This window comes from Micromonospora sp. NPDC049139 (genome assembly GCF_055586845.1).
Window position 1 is genome coordinate 264,926 of the sequence record NZ_JBVJHK010000004.1, and the last position, 15,342, is coordinate 280,267.

Sequence of the window (15,342 nt, forward strand, 5' to 3'; positions counted from 1 at the left end):
CCCGCCCGGCTTCTGGTGCGTTCGGCCCGGCCTCGGCGTCCCGTCCGACCCCGGCGCCGCCCGTCGGGCCCTGCGGCTCACCGCATGCCGCGTAGGGCCGTCTGGAGGCGTTCCTGGGCGCGGCGGCGGCGCTCGTTGCTCGCGCCGAGCACCAGCAGCAGGAGCCCGACCGGGATCAGCGCCAGCCACGGCCCGAGGCTGAACAGCGCGTGCACCGCCGCGATCGCGGTGACGGCGGCGCCGACGATCACCGGCGCCTGCTGCTGGCTCGTCGAGCCGAAGATGAGCACGGCGACCGCGCCGAGCAGCAGCAGCACCTGCCGCAGCGTGCTGGAGTCGGTGGCCAGCACGATCGCCAGGGTCGGCACGAACGCGGTGACCAGCGCCGGCCCGTACGCGACCCAGCTGCTCAGGTCGGGCCGGTGCCGCAGCTCCAGCACCCCGACGAGCAGGGCGAGCGCCGCGAAGGGCAGCGTGTACGCCTCCGGCAGCGCCACGTCGGCCACCCGCATCAGGATCCACCAGGCGGTGATCTCGCAGACCACCACCGCCCAGAACAGGATGCGCCGCTCCACCGGCCGGCGGCCCGGCCGGGTGGCCGCGACGCCGAGGACCGCGCCCCAGGCGGCCAGCAGCGCCGCGATGTGCCGGGGCGAGTCGAAGGCCAGGGCCAGGGCGATCAGGGCGGCGGCGTGCCCGCTCCACTCCACGGTGGCCGCCTCGCGCTGGGCCTCGGGACGGCGGAGCCGGGGCAGGGTCGCGGCGAACACCTGTAGGGCCGCGCCGACCGCCAGCACGCCGAAGGCGGACCAGACGGCCGCGAGCCCGGCCACCAGGCCGACGGTGAGCACGAACAGCTGCGCCATCAGCGAGGCGAAGAGCCAGCCGAGGATGCGTGCCCGCTGGGTGGTGCCGAACAGCGCCGCCACCGTGCCGACGCCGACCGCGCCGCCGAGCGTGAAGAGCGTCAGCTCTCGGGTGGCGAGGCTGCCGGCCAGCCCCGCGCCCCCGGCGGCCAGCCCGATGGCGAAGACCAGCACCCGGGTCAGCCGCAGGGAACGGGCCGGCTCGACCAGCGGCGGGGGCGGGGTCAGCGCCAGGCCCAGCATCGAGATGGTGAACACGGCCAGCGCCGCGAGGGTGCTCGCCGGCCAGCCGTTGCCCAGCGCCACCGGGGTGATCAGCAGGGTCACGGCCGCGCCGGGCAGCACCACGGGCACCGCCCGGGAGCGCCGGCCGCCGCTGAACCCGGTGGCGGCCAGCGCGGCGGTCGCGGTGAGCAGCAGCGCGGTCAGCACGTGGGTGGCGTCGACCGCGCCGGGCGGCGGGGTGAGCAGCTCCGGCGGTGGCCCCTGCCAGATCCGGGCGAGGCTGCGGTGCGGCTCCACCAGGGCGACGACCAGGGACGGCGCGATCGACACCAGCGCCAGGACGGTGGGCAGCGCGGCGACGGTGAGCGCGCCGGCGGCCGGGCTGACCCGCCAGCGCCGCGTGCCGTCGTCCGGCAGCCGCCGCAGCGCCCCGTCGAGCAGCACCGACCAGCGCCGTACCGGCTGGGCCGAGCCGGCCGGCGGTTCGGTCGCGCCGCGGACCAGCTCGGCGAGCACCCCGAGCAGGGCCGCGGCGGCGGCGTATACCCCGACGGGCAGCCCGGCGGGGACGGCGGCCAGCGCGGTCACGGTGGCGCCGCCGGCCACCGCCGCGCTCGCCCAGGGCAGGTACTGCGGAACCCGCCGCCGGGCGGCGGCCACCGCCGCCAGGCCCAGGCTGGACGCGGCCAGCGCGGCGGTGAGCACCACCTCCGGCGAGCGGCCGAACTCGGCCGCCAGCGCCGCGACCGCGCCCGGGGACGCGAGCAGCGCGGCGCCGGCGGCGGCGCCCCCGATCTGCGTCAGGTGCGGCGGCATCCCCTCGGCCTCGATGTCGTCGACCAGCGGCACGGCCAGTGTCCGGGCCAGCGCCGCCACCACCACGCCGATCAGCGCGATGCTGCCCAGCGCCAGCGCGGTGGTCCACGGCCGGACCAGGCCGGCCCCGGCGGCGTGCAGGGCCACCACGCCCGCCACGACCGCCCGGGACAGCCCGGCGCGCGGGTCGGTCGCCGCCACGGCGGCCATCCCGAAGACCGTGGCGACCATGGCACCGACCAGGACCGGCGACCACCACGGCAGGTCGAACGCGGCCGGCGCGCCGATCGTGGCGAGCACGGCCGCCGCCCCCGACACGTCGTACTTCCAGGGCGGCGGCAGCAGGACCGCGGCGGCGACGCCGAGCAGGGCCAGCGCGACCGGCGCCTGCCACGCCGACCCGCCGGTCGACGTGGCCGGCCAGCCGGTCAGGTCGCCGGCCCAGATCGGGCCGGGGGTGGCGAGCACCCCCAGCCCGCCGCGCAGCGCGCTCCAGCCGGCCAGCACGCCGATGAGCACGCCGCCGACGGTAAGGCCGAGGATGGGCCCGCGCCGCCACTCCTCGGGCATCGCGCGGGCGGCCACCGCGACCACCAGCACCAGCCCGGCGGCGACGGCGAGCTGGCCGCCGGGGGCGAGCACCGCCGCGATCCGGGCGAGGGTGGCGATCAGGGCGGCGGTCACCGCCGCGGCGGCGAGGTCGGAGCCGTCCAGGGCGAGATCGGAGCGTCGGCCCGCGTCGATGGGGCCGGCGAACACCACCATCGCGGCGGCGACGAGCAGCAGCCCGCCGACCCAGGCGTCGGCGGCGGTGGCGCCGGGGGCCCCGAACGCGGCGGCGGTGACCACGACCGTGCCCAGGGCGGTGCCCACCGCCAGCGGCGCCGGGACGTGTCGCTGGGACACCTGCACGATGGCGGCGTAGCCGAGGGTGACACAGACCGCCAGGAAGCTGGCCGCCAGCACCGGGACGGTGGCCTCGCGCAGGCTCGCCGGGGTGGGCGTCGGGTCGGTCGGCACGGTGGCGGCGACGAAGGCGGCCACCGCGCCCGGCAGCGCGAACGCCGCGCCGCCGGCGGCCCAGGCCGAGACGGTGTCGGCCGCGGCCGGGGCGAGCCGCATCCGGGGTGCCACGGCGACCAGCACCCCGGCGGCGAAGAGCGCGAGCAGGGCCGCGGTCGTCAGCGCCGGCCGGGCCAGGGCGGCGCCCGCCCCGAACAGCCCGACGCCGGCCGCGGCGACCGCGTGCGCCACGGCCGCCCGTCCGGTCCGGGCGGAGAGCCCGACGACCCCGATGCCGATCGCGGTCAGGACCATCGGCCAGGGCGCCACCGCCCACCCGAGACCGAACGACGCCGGTACGGCGAGCGCGGTCAGCGCCGCGCCGACCACCGCGAACTCCCGGCGGATCTCCGGCGGCAAGGCCAGCACCGCGGCCACGGTCAGCAGGAAGGCGCTCGCGGCGAGCTGCCAGGCGGCCGGGCCGACCGCGGCGGCCAGCTCGGCCGGGTGGCGGTCGAGGTCGGCCGCCCAGGCCGGCAGCGCGGCTCGGACGGGGGCGACCCCGGCGCGCAGGGCCCCGCCGGCGACGACCACCCCGCTGACCGTGAGCGCCACCGCCGAGGCGAGCTGCGGGCCGCGCCGGGCGGCCTCCGGCACCGCCCGCACGGCGAGCCCGGTGACGGTGATGACCGCCGCGATCAGCAGCAGCGCCCGGCCGGGTAGCGCCACCGAGGCGATCCGGCTCAGCGCGCCGATCACGGCCAGGGTGAAGATCCCGGCGCCGAGGTCGGGCAACGGCGGCCGGCGCAGCACCAGCGTTCCGGCCAGGCCCACGGCGGCGGCCAGCAACAGCGCCAGCCCCGCTCCGGTCGCGGCCGGCACGGTGGTCGCGCGCAGCAGGGCGGAGACGGCGTACGCGAGGGCGACGGCGGCCGCCACCCCGTGCAGCGTCCAGGTCAGCTCGCGCAGCCACGGCACCGCCCGGGCGGCCGGGGCCGGCGTCGCCTGCTCCGGCGGGACACCGTCGAGCACCTCGCCGGCCTCCTCCGGGGCCCCCTCCGGCCGACCCTCGGCGCGACGCTGCCGGGGCGTGGCCGGTGCCGCCGACGCGGCGGGGGCGGCCGGCGGCTCGGGCAGGTCCCGGCGGACCGGCCGCTCCACGGTGACCGGTGACCGGGCCAGCCAGAGGTCGAGCACGGCCACCGCGGTCAGCACCAGCGCCCAGCCGCCGGGGCCGGTGACCCGGTCGTACGCGAACAGCGGCAGCACCGGCTGGGCGGCCAGCACGGTGGCGAACCGGGGCGCGCGCAGCCCCGTCCAGCCCGCGTAGCCGAAGGAGACGCCGGCGGTGACGGCGAAGATCACCCCGGCGAAGACCGCACCCGAGGCGCCGCCGTTGCCGATCCGGTCCACCGCCCACAGCGCGTAGCCGGCGAGCGGCACCAGCAGCAGGCCGACGGCGGAGATTGTCTCGGCGGTCGAGGTGAGCCCGCGCCGTGCCAGCACGGGCGGGGCGAGCAGCATCAGCACGGTCGCGAGCAGCAGGATGCCCAGCCGGGCCAGCGCGTCCATCGAGCTGGTGGCCACCGCGGCGAAGACCACCGCGGCGACGCCGAGCAGCAGCGCGCCGAGCCCGAGGGGGATGTTCTGCACCTCGCGGGAGGACGCCTCCGGCGGGTGCTCCGGGTCGTCGGCGTCGAGCCAGGTGGCGCTCGGCGGCGGGGGCGGGTCCTCCGGGCCGGCCGGGGTGCCCTGCCGGGGCACCCGGGGCGGTGCGCCGGTGGCGGCGGTGGGCGGGCGGCGGCCGGGCCGGCGGCGCAGCACCCGGCGGGGGCGGGTGGCCTGCTTGAGACGTTCCTCACCGGCGTGCGCGAGGATGTCCCGCTGGAAGAGCGCGGCCTGCATCTTGGCGGCGATCTGCCGCTGCTCGCTGGCGATGGCGGCCTCGCGGGCCTTCATCTCCGCGATGGACCGCTCGATCTCCGCCAGGTGCTCGACCCACTGTGGCTGGTGCGCGCCGCAGTGCGGGCAGCTGACGGCCGGTTTGATCTCCCGGCCGCACGAGGAGCACTGAAAGCTCGCCACGACACCCCTCCACCCGCACTGTGGACTCCCACCTTGGCAGCATGCCGAATGCGGGCGCGGATTTCGACAGTTGTCGGCGGGTCCGGGGCAAAGATCGTCCACGCGGACGGCAAACGGCCGGTCGCGGAGCGTGCTCCACGGCCGGCCGTTTCAGCGGTCGATGGTCAGGGGCGGCCCATGCCGCGGTACTCCCAGCCGGCCTGCGTCCACAGTGCCGAGTCCAGGCAGTTGCGCCCGTCGACCACCCGGCGGCCGGCGGCCAGCTCGCCGAGGGCGACGGGGTCGGCGTTGCGGAAGTCGGCCCACTCGGTGAGCACGCAGACGAGGTCGGCGCCGGTCACGGCCTCGTTGATGCCGGGCTCGTAGACCAGCTCGGGGGCCACCGCGCGGGCCCGCTCCATGCCCTGCGGGTCGTAGACGTGCACGTCGGCGCCGGCCTTGCGCAGCAGCGACGCGACGGCGAGCGCCGGGGCGTCGCGTACGTCGTCGGTGTTGGGCTTGAAGGTCGCGCCGAGCACGGCGATCCGGGTGCCGGACAGGTCCGGCCCGGCCGGCCCGGACCGGCGGCCGAGCAGCTCGGCGGCGAGCTGGACGACCCGGGTCCGGCGGCGCATGTTGATCAGGTCGACCTCGTGCAGGAAGCGCAGCGCCTCCCCGGCGCCGAGCTCCTGGGCGCGGGCCTGGAAGGCCCGGATGTCCTTGGGCAGGCAGGCGCCGCCGAAGCCGAGCCCGGCCTGGAGGAAGCGGTTGCCGATGCGGGGGTCGAAGCCGATGGCCCGGGCGAGGTGGGTGACGTCGCCGCCGGCGGCCTCGCAGACCTCGGCCATCGCGTTGATGAAGGAGATCTTGGTGGCGAGGAAGGCGTTCGCGGCGACCTTGACCAGCTCGGCGGTCGCGAAGTCGGTGACCACCAGGGGCACCTCGCGGTCCTCCGTGGCGGCCAGGTCGAAGACGCCCTTGTGGGCGGCGTAGAGCATGCCGTTGGCCCACTCGCTCTTGACGCCGACCACGATCCGGTTGGGCCGCAGCACGTCGTCGACGGCGAAGCCCTCCTGGAGGAACTCGGGGCTCCACGCCACCTCGACGCCGAGGTCGGCGGGGGTGTGCTTGCTCACCAGTTGCTCGACCCACTCGGCGGTGCCGACCGGCACGGTGGACTTGCCGACGATCAGCGCCTTGCGGGTCAGGTGCTGGGCCAGGCTGGTCACCGACGCCTCGACGTACGACAGGTCGGCGCCCATGCCGTCGGCGATCTGCGGCGTGCCGACGCAGATGAAGTGCACGTCGCCGAACTCGGCGACCTCGGCGATGTCCGTGCTGAACCGCAGCCGCCCGGCCGCCAGGTTGCGCTTGAGCAGCTCGTCCAGGCCCGGCTCGTGGATCGGCACTTCGCCGGCGTTCAGCATGGCGATCTTGTCGGCGTCGACGTCGAAGCCGAGGACCTCGTAGCCCAGCTCCGCGTAGCAGATGGCGTACGTCGCACCGAGGTAGCCGGTGCCCAGGAAGGTCACCCGCGGCCGCTGCGCGCCCGAGGGGGGCGTCACCGCGGCGATGGCGGGCATCGGCTGGCTGTTCGGGTACGGGATCGTCACGCCTGTCTTCTCCGCTCGCGCTGGCGTCGCGTCGTCGCGTCGCGTTCTGCTGCGGCGCCTGGGCGGGCACCGGAGGGACTCTATGCCTGTCACTTCCATCATCGCCGGGCGGCGTCGACGCTCGTCGTGCCATAGCCTACGCGGCGGTAACATCGCCTGAGGTTGGTCGCTATCCTTCAGTCTGCGCCGTCGACGGTCAGGAGACGCTACAGACTGCGCATGATAGCGGTGAAGGGGAGGGGCCGACATGGCCGCAGAGCAGTCGTTCGACGTCTACCGGTTGCCGGAGGAGCACGAGGCGATCCGGGAGGCGGTCCGTGAGGTCTGTGCGGCCAAGGTGGCCCCGCACGCGGCCGAGGCGGACGAGACCGGTGAGTTCCCGAAGGCGTCCTACGACGCGCTGCGCGCCGCGGACTTCCACGCCCCGCACATCCCCGTCGAGTACGGCGGCGCGGGCGCGGACGCCCTGGCCACGGCCATCGTGATCGAGGAGGTGGCGCGGGCCTGCGCGTCCTCCTCGCTGATCCCCGCGGTCAACAAGCTGGGCACCATGCCGCTGCTGCTGGCGGGCTCGGAGGAGCTCAAGCGCCGCTACCTGAGCCGTGTCGCGTCGGGCGACGCGATGTTCTCGTACTGCCTCTCCGAGCCGGAGGCGGGCAGCGACGCGGCCTCGATGACCACCCGCGCCGTACGTGACGGCGATCACTGGGTGCTCAACGGCGTCAAGCGCTGGATCACCAACGCCGGGGTCTCGGAGTTCTACACGGTCTTCGCGGTGACCGACCCGACGGCCCGGTCCCGGGGCATCTCCGCGTTCGTGGTGGAGAAGTCCGACGCCGGGGTCAGCTTCGGCGCCCCGGAGAAGAAGCTCGGCATCAAGGGCTCGCCGACCCGCGAGGTCTACCTGGACAACGTCCGGATCCCGGCGGACCGCATGATCGGCGCCGAGGGCACCGGCTTCGCCACCGCGATGAGGACCCTGGACCACACCCGGGTCACCATCGCCGCGCAGGCCCTCGGCATCGCCCAGGGCGCGCTCGACTACGCCAAGGGGTACGTGCAGGAGCGCAAGCAGTTCGGCAAGGCGGTCGCCGAGTTCCAGGGCGTCCAGTTCATGCTCGCCGACATGGGCATGAAGCTGGAGGCGGCCCGGCAGTTGACGTACGCCGCCGCCGGCAAGTCGGAGCGCGGCGACGCCGACCTGACCTACTTCGGCGCGGCGGCCAAGTGCTTCGCCTCGGACGCGGCGATGGAGATCACCACCGACGCGGTGCAGCTGCTCGGCGGCTACGGCTACACCCGGGACTACCCGGTCGAGCGGATGATGCGCGACGCCAAGATCACCCAGATCTACGAGGGCACCAACCAGGTGCAGCGCATCGTGATGGCCCGCCAGCTCCTCAAGGGCTGACCGGTCGTCGGGCGGGCCGGTCTCCCGGCCCGCCCGATCTGTCACCGGATCTCGGTCGTGTCCTCCGGCTGGTTGCCGGTGCGCGGCGGCGCCGACCACGGCGACTCGCCGCCGGTGCGGCGGGGCAGCGGCTCGGTCGGCGTCGAGTCGTCCGGGTAGCCCAGGGTCAGCGGGGCGGTGTCCCGGTCGGTCGAGCCGGCCGGGGGCCAGTCGGTCAGGGTGAAGTCGTCCCGTTCCGGGCCGGTCGCGGGCTCCGGCGCCACCTCGGCGGCCGGGCGCGGCCACCGGCGCCAGCGCTGCCCGCTGAACGTCGCCATGATCAGCAGCAGCCCGATCAGGAAGAGGGTGCCGTTCTCCACCGGCACGTGCAGCGGCAGGGGGTCACCGAAGACCTTCCAGCCGTCCGGAATGCGGTCCCGCACCTCGAACGGCGCGGCGAACATCCCCACGTACGGGGCGGCGAGCAGCAGCCCGGCCACCAGCGGGCCGAGCGGTGAGATGCGCAGCGTGCCGAGCAGGCCGAGCAGGATCCCGCCGACGGCGAGGTAGACGGCAGGCTCGATGAGATTGGCCGAGTTGGACGTGCCGATCTCGACCCAACGGTCGACGGTGCCCGCCGACCCGTCCTGCCCGAGCGTGACCAGCACCCACGTGACGGGTGCCACCACCAACCCGGCGAGGAAGCTCCAGAGATGTCGCATCCGCGCACCGTACCGTTTCCGACATGACCGAGCACCCCTCCACCGCGCCGGCCGGCAAGCCGACCTCGTACTCCCGGGTCACCCTGAGCCGGATCATGACCGCTGTCGACGTCAACCTCTACGGCACCGTGCACGGCGGGGTGCTGATGAAGTTCATCGACGACGTGGCGGGGGCGGCGGCCGCCCGGCACAGCGGCGGCACGGCGGTCACCGCGGCCATCGACGAGATCGTCTTCGCCGAGGCGGTCCGGGTCGGCGACCTGGTGCACGCGCACGCCCAGGTGAACTGGACCGGGCAGACCTCGATGGAGGTGGGCGTCCGGGTGGTGGCCGAGCGGTGGGACTCGGCCGAGGACGAGCCGGTCGGGGTGGCCACCGCGTACCTCGTCTTCGTGGGCGTCGACGTCGGCGGCGCGCCACGGGCGGTCCGGCCGGTGCTGCCGGAGACCACGGAGGACGAGCGGCGGTTCCGGGAGGCGGAGATCCGCCGGGCCCACCGCCTCGCCCGCCGCCGCGCTATCCAGGCCCACCGCGCCGGCTGACCCATCACGAAGGCTGAGGTGTAAGGAAGGGTCCCTTCCTCTACCGCAGACGTTAGGAAGGTGCCCTTCCTTACACCCGGCCCACACAGGGTGGTGGTGGGGCATGTGGGTTCCGCACGTGCGCCGACGGGGGCCGGGTGCGGAGAATGGCGCTTCGAGGTAGGGCAAGATGGCGCCACGGCCCATTTCACAGTGTCGTGCGGGGCCAGGGGGAGGGTGGAGCAGTGGGTGACGTGCTGTGGACGCCGCCGGCGGACGTACGCGAGCGGTCCCGGATCGGGAACTACCTGCGCTGGCTGCGTGAGCACCGGGGCGTGGACTTCGCCGACTACGACGAGCTGTGGCGCTGGTCGGTCACCGACCTGGAGGCGTTCTGGCAGTCGGTCTGGGACCACTTCGAGGTGGTCGCCCACACCCCGCCGACCGCCACGCTGACCGACCGGGGGATGCCCGGCGCCCGCTGGTTCCCCGGCGCCACCCTCAACTACGCCGAGAACGTGCTGCGGATGCCCGGCCGGGCCGACGACGACCCGGTGGTGATCGCGCACGGCCAGACCCGGGCGCCGGTCACCCTCACCGCCGCCGGGCTGCGCGAGCAGGTCCGCCGGGTGGCGGCCGGGCTGCGCCGGCTCGGCGTCACCGCCGGCGACCGGGTGGCCGCGTACGCGCCGAACATCCCCGAGACGTACGTGCTGCTGCTGGCCACCAGCAGCCTGGGCGCGATCTTCTCCTCCTGCGCGCCCGAGTTCGGCACCCGCAGTGTCACCGACCGCTGGCAGCAGATCGAGCCGAAGGTCCTCGTCGCCGTGGACGGCTACCGGTACGGCGAGAAGCCGGTGGACCGGCGCGGCGAGGTGGCCGCGATCCGGGCCGCCCTGCCGTCGCTGGCGCACACCGTCGGCATCGCCTACCTCGACCCGGCCGGCCCGCCGCCCGAGGGCGCGCTCGCCTGGTCCGACCTGGCCGCCGAGACCGACGAGCCGCTGACCTTCACCCCGGTCGCCTTCGACCACCCGCTCTACGTGCTCTACTCCTCCGGCACGACGGGGCTGCCCAAGCCGATCGTGCACGGCCACGGCGGCATCCTGCTGGAGCACCTGAAGATGCTGGCCCTGCACCACGACCTGGGCCCGGCGGACCGGTTCTTCTGGTTCACCACCACCGGCTGGATGATGTGGAACTTCCTGGTCTCCGGGCCGGCGGTGGGCGCGGCGATCGTGCTGTTCGACGGCAACCCGGGCCACCCCGACCTGGGCGCGCTGTGGCGGCTGGCGGAGGAGACCGGCACCACGTACTTCGGCACGTCCGCGCCGTTCCTGCTGGCCTGTCGCAAGGCGGGGCTGGTGCCGAGGGAGATCGCCGACCTGACCGCGCTGCGCGGGGTCGGCTCGACCGGCGCGCCGCTGCCCGCCGAGGGCTTCACCTGGGTGTACGAGACGGTCGGCGACGACCTCCAGCTCCAGTCGCTCTCCGGCGGCACGGACGTCTGCACCGGCTTCGTGGGTGGGGTGCCGCTGCTGGCGGTGCACGCCGGGGAGATCACCTGTCGGGCGCTGGGCGCCAAGGTGGAGGCCCGCTCGGCCGACGGCACCCCGGTGATCGGCGAGCTGGGCGAGCTGGTGATCACCGAGCCGATGCCGAGCATGCCGGTGGGCTTCTGGAACGACCCGGACGGCGCCCGCTACCGGGAGGCGTACTTCGACCTGTACCCGGGCGTCTGGCGGCACGGCGACTGGATCACGATCAACGACCGGGGCGGCTGCGTGATCACGGGCCGCTCCGACGCCACCCTCAACCGGGGCGGCGTGCGGCTGGGCACCGCCGAGTTCTACTCGGTCGTCGAGGGGCTGGACGAGGTCGTCGACTCGGTGGTGGTGCACCTGGAGGACGACGAGGGCGGCGCCGGCGAGCTGCTGCTGTTCGTGGTGCTCGCCGAGGGCCTGGAGCTGGACGACGCGCTGCGGAAGAAGATCTGCCGGGAGCTGCGTACCGCCCTGTCGCCGCGGCACGTCCCGGACGAGATCCACCAGGTCCGCGCCGTGCCGCGCACCCTCTCGGCGAAGAAGCTGGAGGTCCCGGTGAAGAAGATCCTCACCGGCACCCCGGTCGACTCGGCGGCGGCCAAGGGCGCCCTGGCCAACCCGGAGTCCCTGTCGGCGTTCGCCACCCTCGCCCAGCGCCGCGCCACCACCCACCCGGAGACCACCCCCGCCTGACCCACCCCGCCCTCCTTCGCGCGCCGATCTTGCACTTTCTGCCCCGACCCATGGGGTGAATCGCCCACATCGAGGGCAGCAACTGCAAGATCGGCGCGGGCGCGGGCGCGGGCGCGGGCGCGGGGGCGGGGGCGGGGGCGGTGCGGGGGTCAGGTCAGGGTCTGGGTGACCTTTTCCGTTGCGGCGCGGGAGGCGGCGCGGGAGCGGTCGAGGTTGGCGCAGAGGACCGAGCTGGCGCCGGCCGCCAGCGGGGCGAGCAGCCAGTCGACCGGGTCGGGGTGCGCCCCCGTGTCGACCAGGACGCGGTCGTCGCGGGCGATGCCCAGCTCGCCCGCGCGCCGCCGCGCGCACTCCACCAGCTCCTCGCCGCCGGCGGCGTACGGGGTGAAGTGGTCCCCGTGCGCGCGCACCTCCGAGACGTAGTCGGCGAAGCCGGGCGGCACCTGCCGCATCGGCAGGGCGAACGGGTCGAGGGCGAGGACGTACCGCTCGCCGGCCGACCAGGCGTCCGCCTCGGCGAGCCGCGTGACGGCGGCGAAGAGCACCTCCACGTCGCCCGGCGTGTCGGCCACCCGTAGCCCGGCCGACCAGCATCCGAGCAGCACCGCCGCGGTCTGCCAGTGCGGCGGGAGCAGCACCCCGGCCGTGTCGCCGGGGCCCACGGCCACCTCGTCCACGAGCAGGTTGGCCGTCTTGGCCACCCAGTTCGCCAGCGTCGCGCCGGAGAGTTCGGTCCGCTCGCCGGTGGCGTCGTCGTACCAGGTCAGCAGCGGTCGGGTCGGGTCGGGCGCGATCGCGTCGGCGAATACCCGGGCAATGTTGTCGGCCATCGGCGCGAACGATACGCCCCCGTCGGCCGTACTCGAAGACAACGACAAGTCGGCGTACCGTCGGGTCGCAGTCAGCGTCCGACCCGGGCTCCGGCGTAGGCTTGCCCGGAGTGTTGTTTCCCACAGATCGCAGTGCAAGGAGTCGCCCCGTGACCGCCGGTCGCCCGCCCCGTGTGCTCATCGACGCCACGAGTGTCCCCGCCGACCGTGGCGGTGTCGGTCGATACGTCGACGGCCTGCTCGGCGCCCTCGGCAAGGTGTGCGGGTCGGGGGTGGAGCTGGCCGTGGTCAGCCTCCGCACCGACCTTGAGCGCTACACCCGGATGCTGCCCGGCGCGGAGATCATCCCCGCCCCGGCCGCCGTCGCGCACCGCCCCGCCCGGCTCGCCTGGGAGCAGACCGGCCTGCCGCTGCTCGCCCAGCAGGTGGGCGCGCAGGTGCTGCACTCGCCCTTCTACACCTGCCCGCTGCGCGCCGGCTGCCCGGTCACGGTGACCGTGCACGACGCGACGTTCTTCACCGAGCCGGAGCACTACGACAAGTCCCGGCGCACGTTCTTCCGCAGCGCCATCAAGACCTCCCTGCGCCGCGCCGACCGGGTGATCGTGCCGAGCAAGGCCACCCGCGACGAGCTGATCCGGCTGCTCGACGCCGACCCGACCCGGATCGACGTCGCCTACCACGGGGTCGACCACGCCGCCTTCCACGCGCCCAGCGAGGAGGAGAAGGCCCGGGTCCGCGCCCGGCTGGGGCTCGGCGGCAGCAGCTACGTTGCCTTCCTCGGGGCCAAGGAGCCGCGCAAGAACGTGCCCAACCTGATCCGCGGCTGGGCCCGGGCGGTGGCCGACCGGGAGGACCCGCCGGCCCTGGTGGTCGCCGGCGGCCAGGGGCACGACGACGACATCGACCGCGCGGTGGCGGAGGTGCCGTCGCACCTGCGGCTGCTGCGCCCGGGCTACCTCCGCTACGCGGACCTGCCCGGCTTCCTCGGCGGGGCGCTGGTGGCCGCCTACCCGTCCTACGGGGAGGGTTTCGGCCTGCCGATCCTGGAGGCGATGGCGTGCGCCGCGCCGGTGCTCACCACGCCCCGGCTGTCGCTGCCGGAGGTGGGCGGCGACGCGGTGGCGTACACCAGCGAGGCCCCCGACCAGATCGCCGCCGACCTGGCCGCGTTGCTCGACGACGAGCAGCGGCGGTTGTCCCTGGCCAAGGCCGGTTTCGACCGGGCCAAGGAGTTCACCTGGGAGTCCAGCGCCGAGGTGCACATCGCCGCCTGGAGCCGGGCGCGCGCCTGATCCCGGAGCGGCGGGGTGGCAACCCGGCGTCCGGGCGGGCCCGGTTCGGGCATGATGTGCTGATGCTCTACGCCGTCATCCCGGCGGGTGGCAGCGGCACGAGGTTGTGGCCGCTGTCCCGCGCCGGCCACCCCAAGTTCCTCCACCCGCTGACCGGTTCCGCCGCCTCGCTGCTCCAGGCCACGGTCGAGCGGCTGGGCCCGCTGACCACCGCCGAACGCACCCTGGTGGTCACCGGGACCGCGCACGTCGCGGCGGTGGCGCGCCAGCTGGCCGGGCTGCCGGAGGAGAACATCCTGGTCGAGCCGTCGCCCCGGGACTCCTGCGCGGCGATCGCCCTGGCCGCCGCCGTCATCGCGCGGCGCGACCCGGAGGCGGTGATGGGCTCCTTCGCGGCCGACCACCTGATCGGCGACCCGGAGCGGTGGCGGGAGGTCGTCCGGGAGGCGGTACGCGGCGCCGAGCAGGGCCTGCTGATGACGGTGGGCATCACCCCGACGCGGGCCGAGACCGGCTACGGCTACCTCCAGACCGGCGACCCGGTCGACGGCGGCCCGCTGCGCCCGGTCGCCGAGTTCAAGGAGAAGCCGAGCGCCGAGGTGGCGGAGGCGTACCTGCGCTCCGGGCGGCACCTCTGGAACGCCAGCATGTTCGTCTGGCGGGTCGACGTGTTCCTCGCCGAGCTGGCCCGCCAGCAGCCCGCCCTGCACGCCGGGATCGTCGCGATCGCCGAGGCGTGGGGCACCGAGGGGCAGGACGACGTGCTCGGCACGGTCTGGCCGACCCTGCCGAAGATCTCCGTCGACTACGCGGTGATGGAGGGCGCGGCGACCGCCGGGCGGGTGGCCACGGTGCCGGGCGACTTCGGCTGGAACGACGTCGGCGACTTCCACACGCTGGGCGAGGTGCTGCCGGCCGACCCGGACGGCAACGTGGTGCTCGGCGGCGACGCCAAGCCGGGGGTGCTGCTGCGGGACAGCTCCGGGCTGGTGGTGGTGCCGCACTCCGGGCGGCTGGTGGCCACCGTCGGAGTGCACGACCTGATCGTCGTCGACACCCCGGACGCGCTGCTGGTCTGCCCGCGCGACCGGGCGCAGGACGTCAAGAAGATCGTCGACGAGCTCAAGGAGCGGGGCGAAGAGGGGCTCGTCTGAGCGTCGCCCTGGCCGGGGCGACCAGCTTCGCCGTCCCCCCGGCCAGCGGCTCCGGCAGGTGGTCCGGCGGGAACCAGGCCAGCGCCTCGGACTCGTCGCTGACCCGTTCCGTCGCGGCGGGCGGGGCGAGGACGGCGAACCGGACGTCGTAGTGCAGGGAGCCGCCCTGGCAGTTCACCGGGTGGATGTCCACGTCGATCGGGACCGGGTCGATCCGCAGGCCCGCGATCCCGGACTCCTCGCCGGCCTCGCGCAGGGCGGCGCCGGCGAGGGTCCGGTCGGCCGGCTCGCAGTGCCCGCCGAGCTGCACCCACTTCCGGAACTTGCCGTGCAGGCAGAGCAGCACCCGCGAGCCGGTGGCGTCGAGCACCAGCGCGCTCGCCGTGACGTGACCGGCCCGGTGCGCCCGGCTCATCGCCACCGGCCCGGCGGCCAGTAGCCGCACGGTGCGGTCCCGGGCCTCGGCGGCGGCCGGGCCGGTCGGCTCCCAGCGCTCCAGCGTGGCGACGGCGTCGGCGTGCAGCGTCGCGTACACCTCGGCGTCCGTCGGCGGCGACGTCCGGGGGTCGGTGGCGGCGGCGGGGGATTCGGGCATGCCGACACTGTA

Annotated in this window: 10 protein-coding genes; 5 read left to right on the forward strand and 5 right to left on the reverse strand. The window is 75.2% G+C overall.

All coding sequences use genetic code 11. The annotated features are described in order from the left end of the window. Positions 1–77 precede the first annotated feature (77 nt). Together ACZ6Q9_RS10345 and ACZ6Q9_RS10350 are read right to left on the reverse strand one after the other, a co-directional pair. A complete protein-coding gene (locus ACZ6Q9_RS10345) occupies positions 78–4,994 on the reverse strand; it encodes an SCO7613 C-terminal domain-containing membrane protein (protein ID WP_396828965.1) in 4,917 nt (1,638 codons plus the stop codon). Between the two features lie 164 nt (positions 4,995–5,158). Beyond that, positions 5,159–6,586 (reverse strand): UDP-glucose dehydrogenase family protein, encoded by a 1,428-nt coding sequence (locus ACZ6Q9_RS10350; protein ID WP_393258695.1) that lies wholly within the window; start codon positions 6,584–6,586, stop codon positions 5,159–5,161. Positions 6,587–6,833: 247 nt separating this feature from the next. Here ACZ6Q9_RS10350 and ACZ6Q9_RS10355 point away from each other — a divergent pair, with 247 nt between their 5' ends. Further along, a complete protein-coding gene (locus ACZ6Q9_RS10355; protein ID WP_357692345.1) occupies positions 6,834–7,997 on the forward strand; it encodes an acyl-CoA dehydrogenase family protein in 1,164 nt (387 codons plus the stop codon). Positions 7,998–8,038: 41 nt separating this feature from the next. Here ACZ6Q9_RS10355 and ACZ6Q9_RS10360 read toward each other — a convergent pair whose 3' ends face one another. Continuing rightward, the gene (locus tag ACZ6Q9_RS10360; RefSeq protein WP_393455642.1) at positions 8,039–8,698 is read right to left on the reverse strand and encodes a hypothetical protein; all 660 of its coding nucleotides are present in this window, start codon (positions 8,696–8,698) and stop codon (positions 8,039–8,041) included. 23 nt (positions 8,699–8,721) lie between these two features. Here ACZ6Q9_RS10360 and ACZ6Q9_RS10365 point away from each other — a divergent pair, with 23 nt between their 5' ends. Then, positions 8,722–9,240 (forward strand): acyl-CoA thioesterase, encoded by a 519-nt coding sequence (locus tag ACZ6Q9_RS10365; protein ID WP_393258700.1) that lies wholly within the window; start codon positions 8,722–8,724, stop codon positions 9,238–9,240. A 224-nt stretch (positions 9,241–9,464) separates the two neighbouring features. Next, the gene (locus tag ACZ6Q9_RS10370) at positions 9,465–11,456 is read left to right on the forward strand and encodes an acetoacetate--CoA ligase (protein WP_393455645.1); all 1,992 of its coding nucleotides are present in this window, start codon (positions 9,465–9,467) and stop codon (positions 11,454–11,456) included. A gap of 149 nt (positions 11,457–11,605) precedes the next feature. On the opposite strand, the gene ACZ6Q9_RS10375 is transcribed toward ACZ6Q9_RS10370, so the two are convergent. Further along, positions 11,606–12,286 carry a TIGR03089 family protein gene (locus ACZ6Q9_RS10375; RefSeq protein WP_393258703.1) on the reverse strand — a complete coding sequence of 227 codons (681 nt, stop codon included), beginning with the start codon at positions 12,284–12,286 and terminating at the stop codon, positions 11,606–11,608. A 149-nt stretch (positions 12,287–12,435) separates the two neighbouring features. Between ACZ6Q9_RS10375 and ACZ6Q9_RS10380 the strand changes: the two genes are divergently transcribed. Beyond that, the gene (locus ACZ6Q9_RS10380; protein ID WP_357462467.1) at positions 12,436–13,581 is read left to right on the forward strand and encodes a glycosyltransferase family 4 protein; all 1,146 of its coding nucleotides are present in this window, start codon (positions 12,436–12,438) and stop codon (positions 13,579–13,581) included. 62 nt (positions 13,582–13,643) lie between these two features. Continuing rightward, on the forward strand, positions 13,644–14,735 hold the full coding sequence (locus ACZ6Q9_RS10385) for a mannose-1-phosphate guanylyltransferase (RefSeq protein ID WP_357692357.1): 1,092 nt from the start codon (positions 13,644–13,646) through the stop codon (positions 14,733–14,735). Here the strand turns inward: ACZ6Q9_RS10385 and ACZ6Q9_RS10390 are convergent. Then, entirely contained in the window at positions 14,704–15,330 is a 627-nt protein-coding gene (locus tag ACZ6Q9_RS10390) for an NUDIX hydrolase (RefSeq protein ID WP_393455651.1), read from the reverse strand. The two genes, ACZ6Q9_RS10385 and ACZ6Q9_RS10390, sit on opposite strands and share 32 nt — an antisense overlap. Between the last annotated feature and the right edge of the window lie 12 nt (positions 15,331–15,342).

Excerpts from the sequence above, each read along its gene's own strand:
- ACZ6Q9_RS10390 (WP_393455651.1), bottom strand. The coding sequence starts at position 15,330 with ATGCCCGAATCCCCCGCCGCCGCCACCGACCCCCGGACGTCGCCGCCG.
- ACZ6Q9_RS10360 (WP_393455642.1), bottom strand. The coding sequence starts at position 8,698 with ATGCGACATCTCTGGAGCTTCCTCGCCGGGTTGGTGGTGGCACCCGTC.
- ACZ6Q9_RS10365 (WP_393258700.1), top strand. The coding sequence starts at position 8,722 with ATGACCGAGCACCCCTCCACCGCGCCGGCCGGCAAGCCGACCTCGTAC.
- ACZ6Q9_RS10375 (WP_393258703.1), bottom strand. The coding sequence starts at position 12,286 with ATGGCCGACAACATTGCCCGGGTATTCGCCGACGCGATCGCGCCCGAC.
- ACZ6Q9_RS10385 (WP_357692357.1), top strand. The coding sequence starts at position 13,644 with ATGCTCTACGCCGTCATCCCGGCGGGTGGCAGCGGCACGAGGTTGTGG.
- ACZ6Q9_RS10355 (WP_357692345.1), top strand. The coding sequence starts at position 6,834 with ATGGCCGCAGAGCAGTCGTTCGACGTCTACCGGTTGCCGGAGGAGCAC.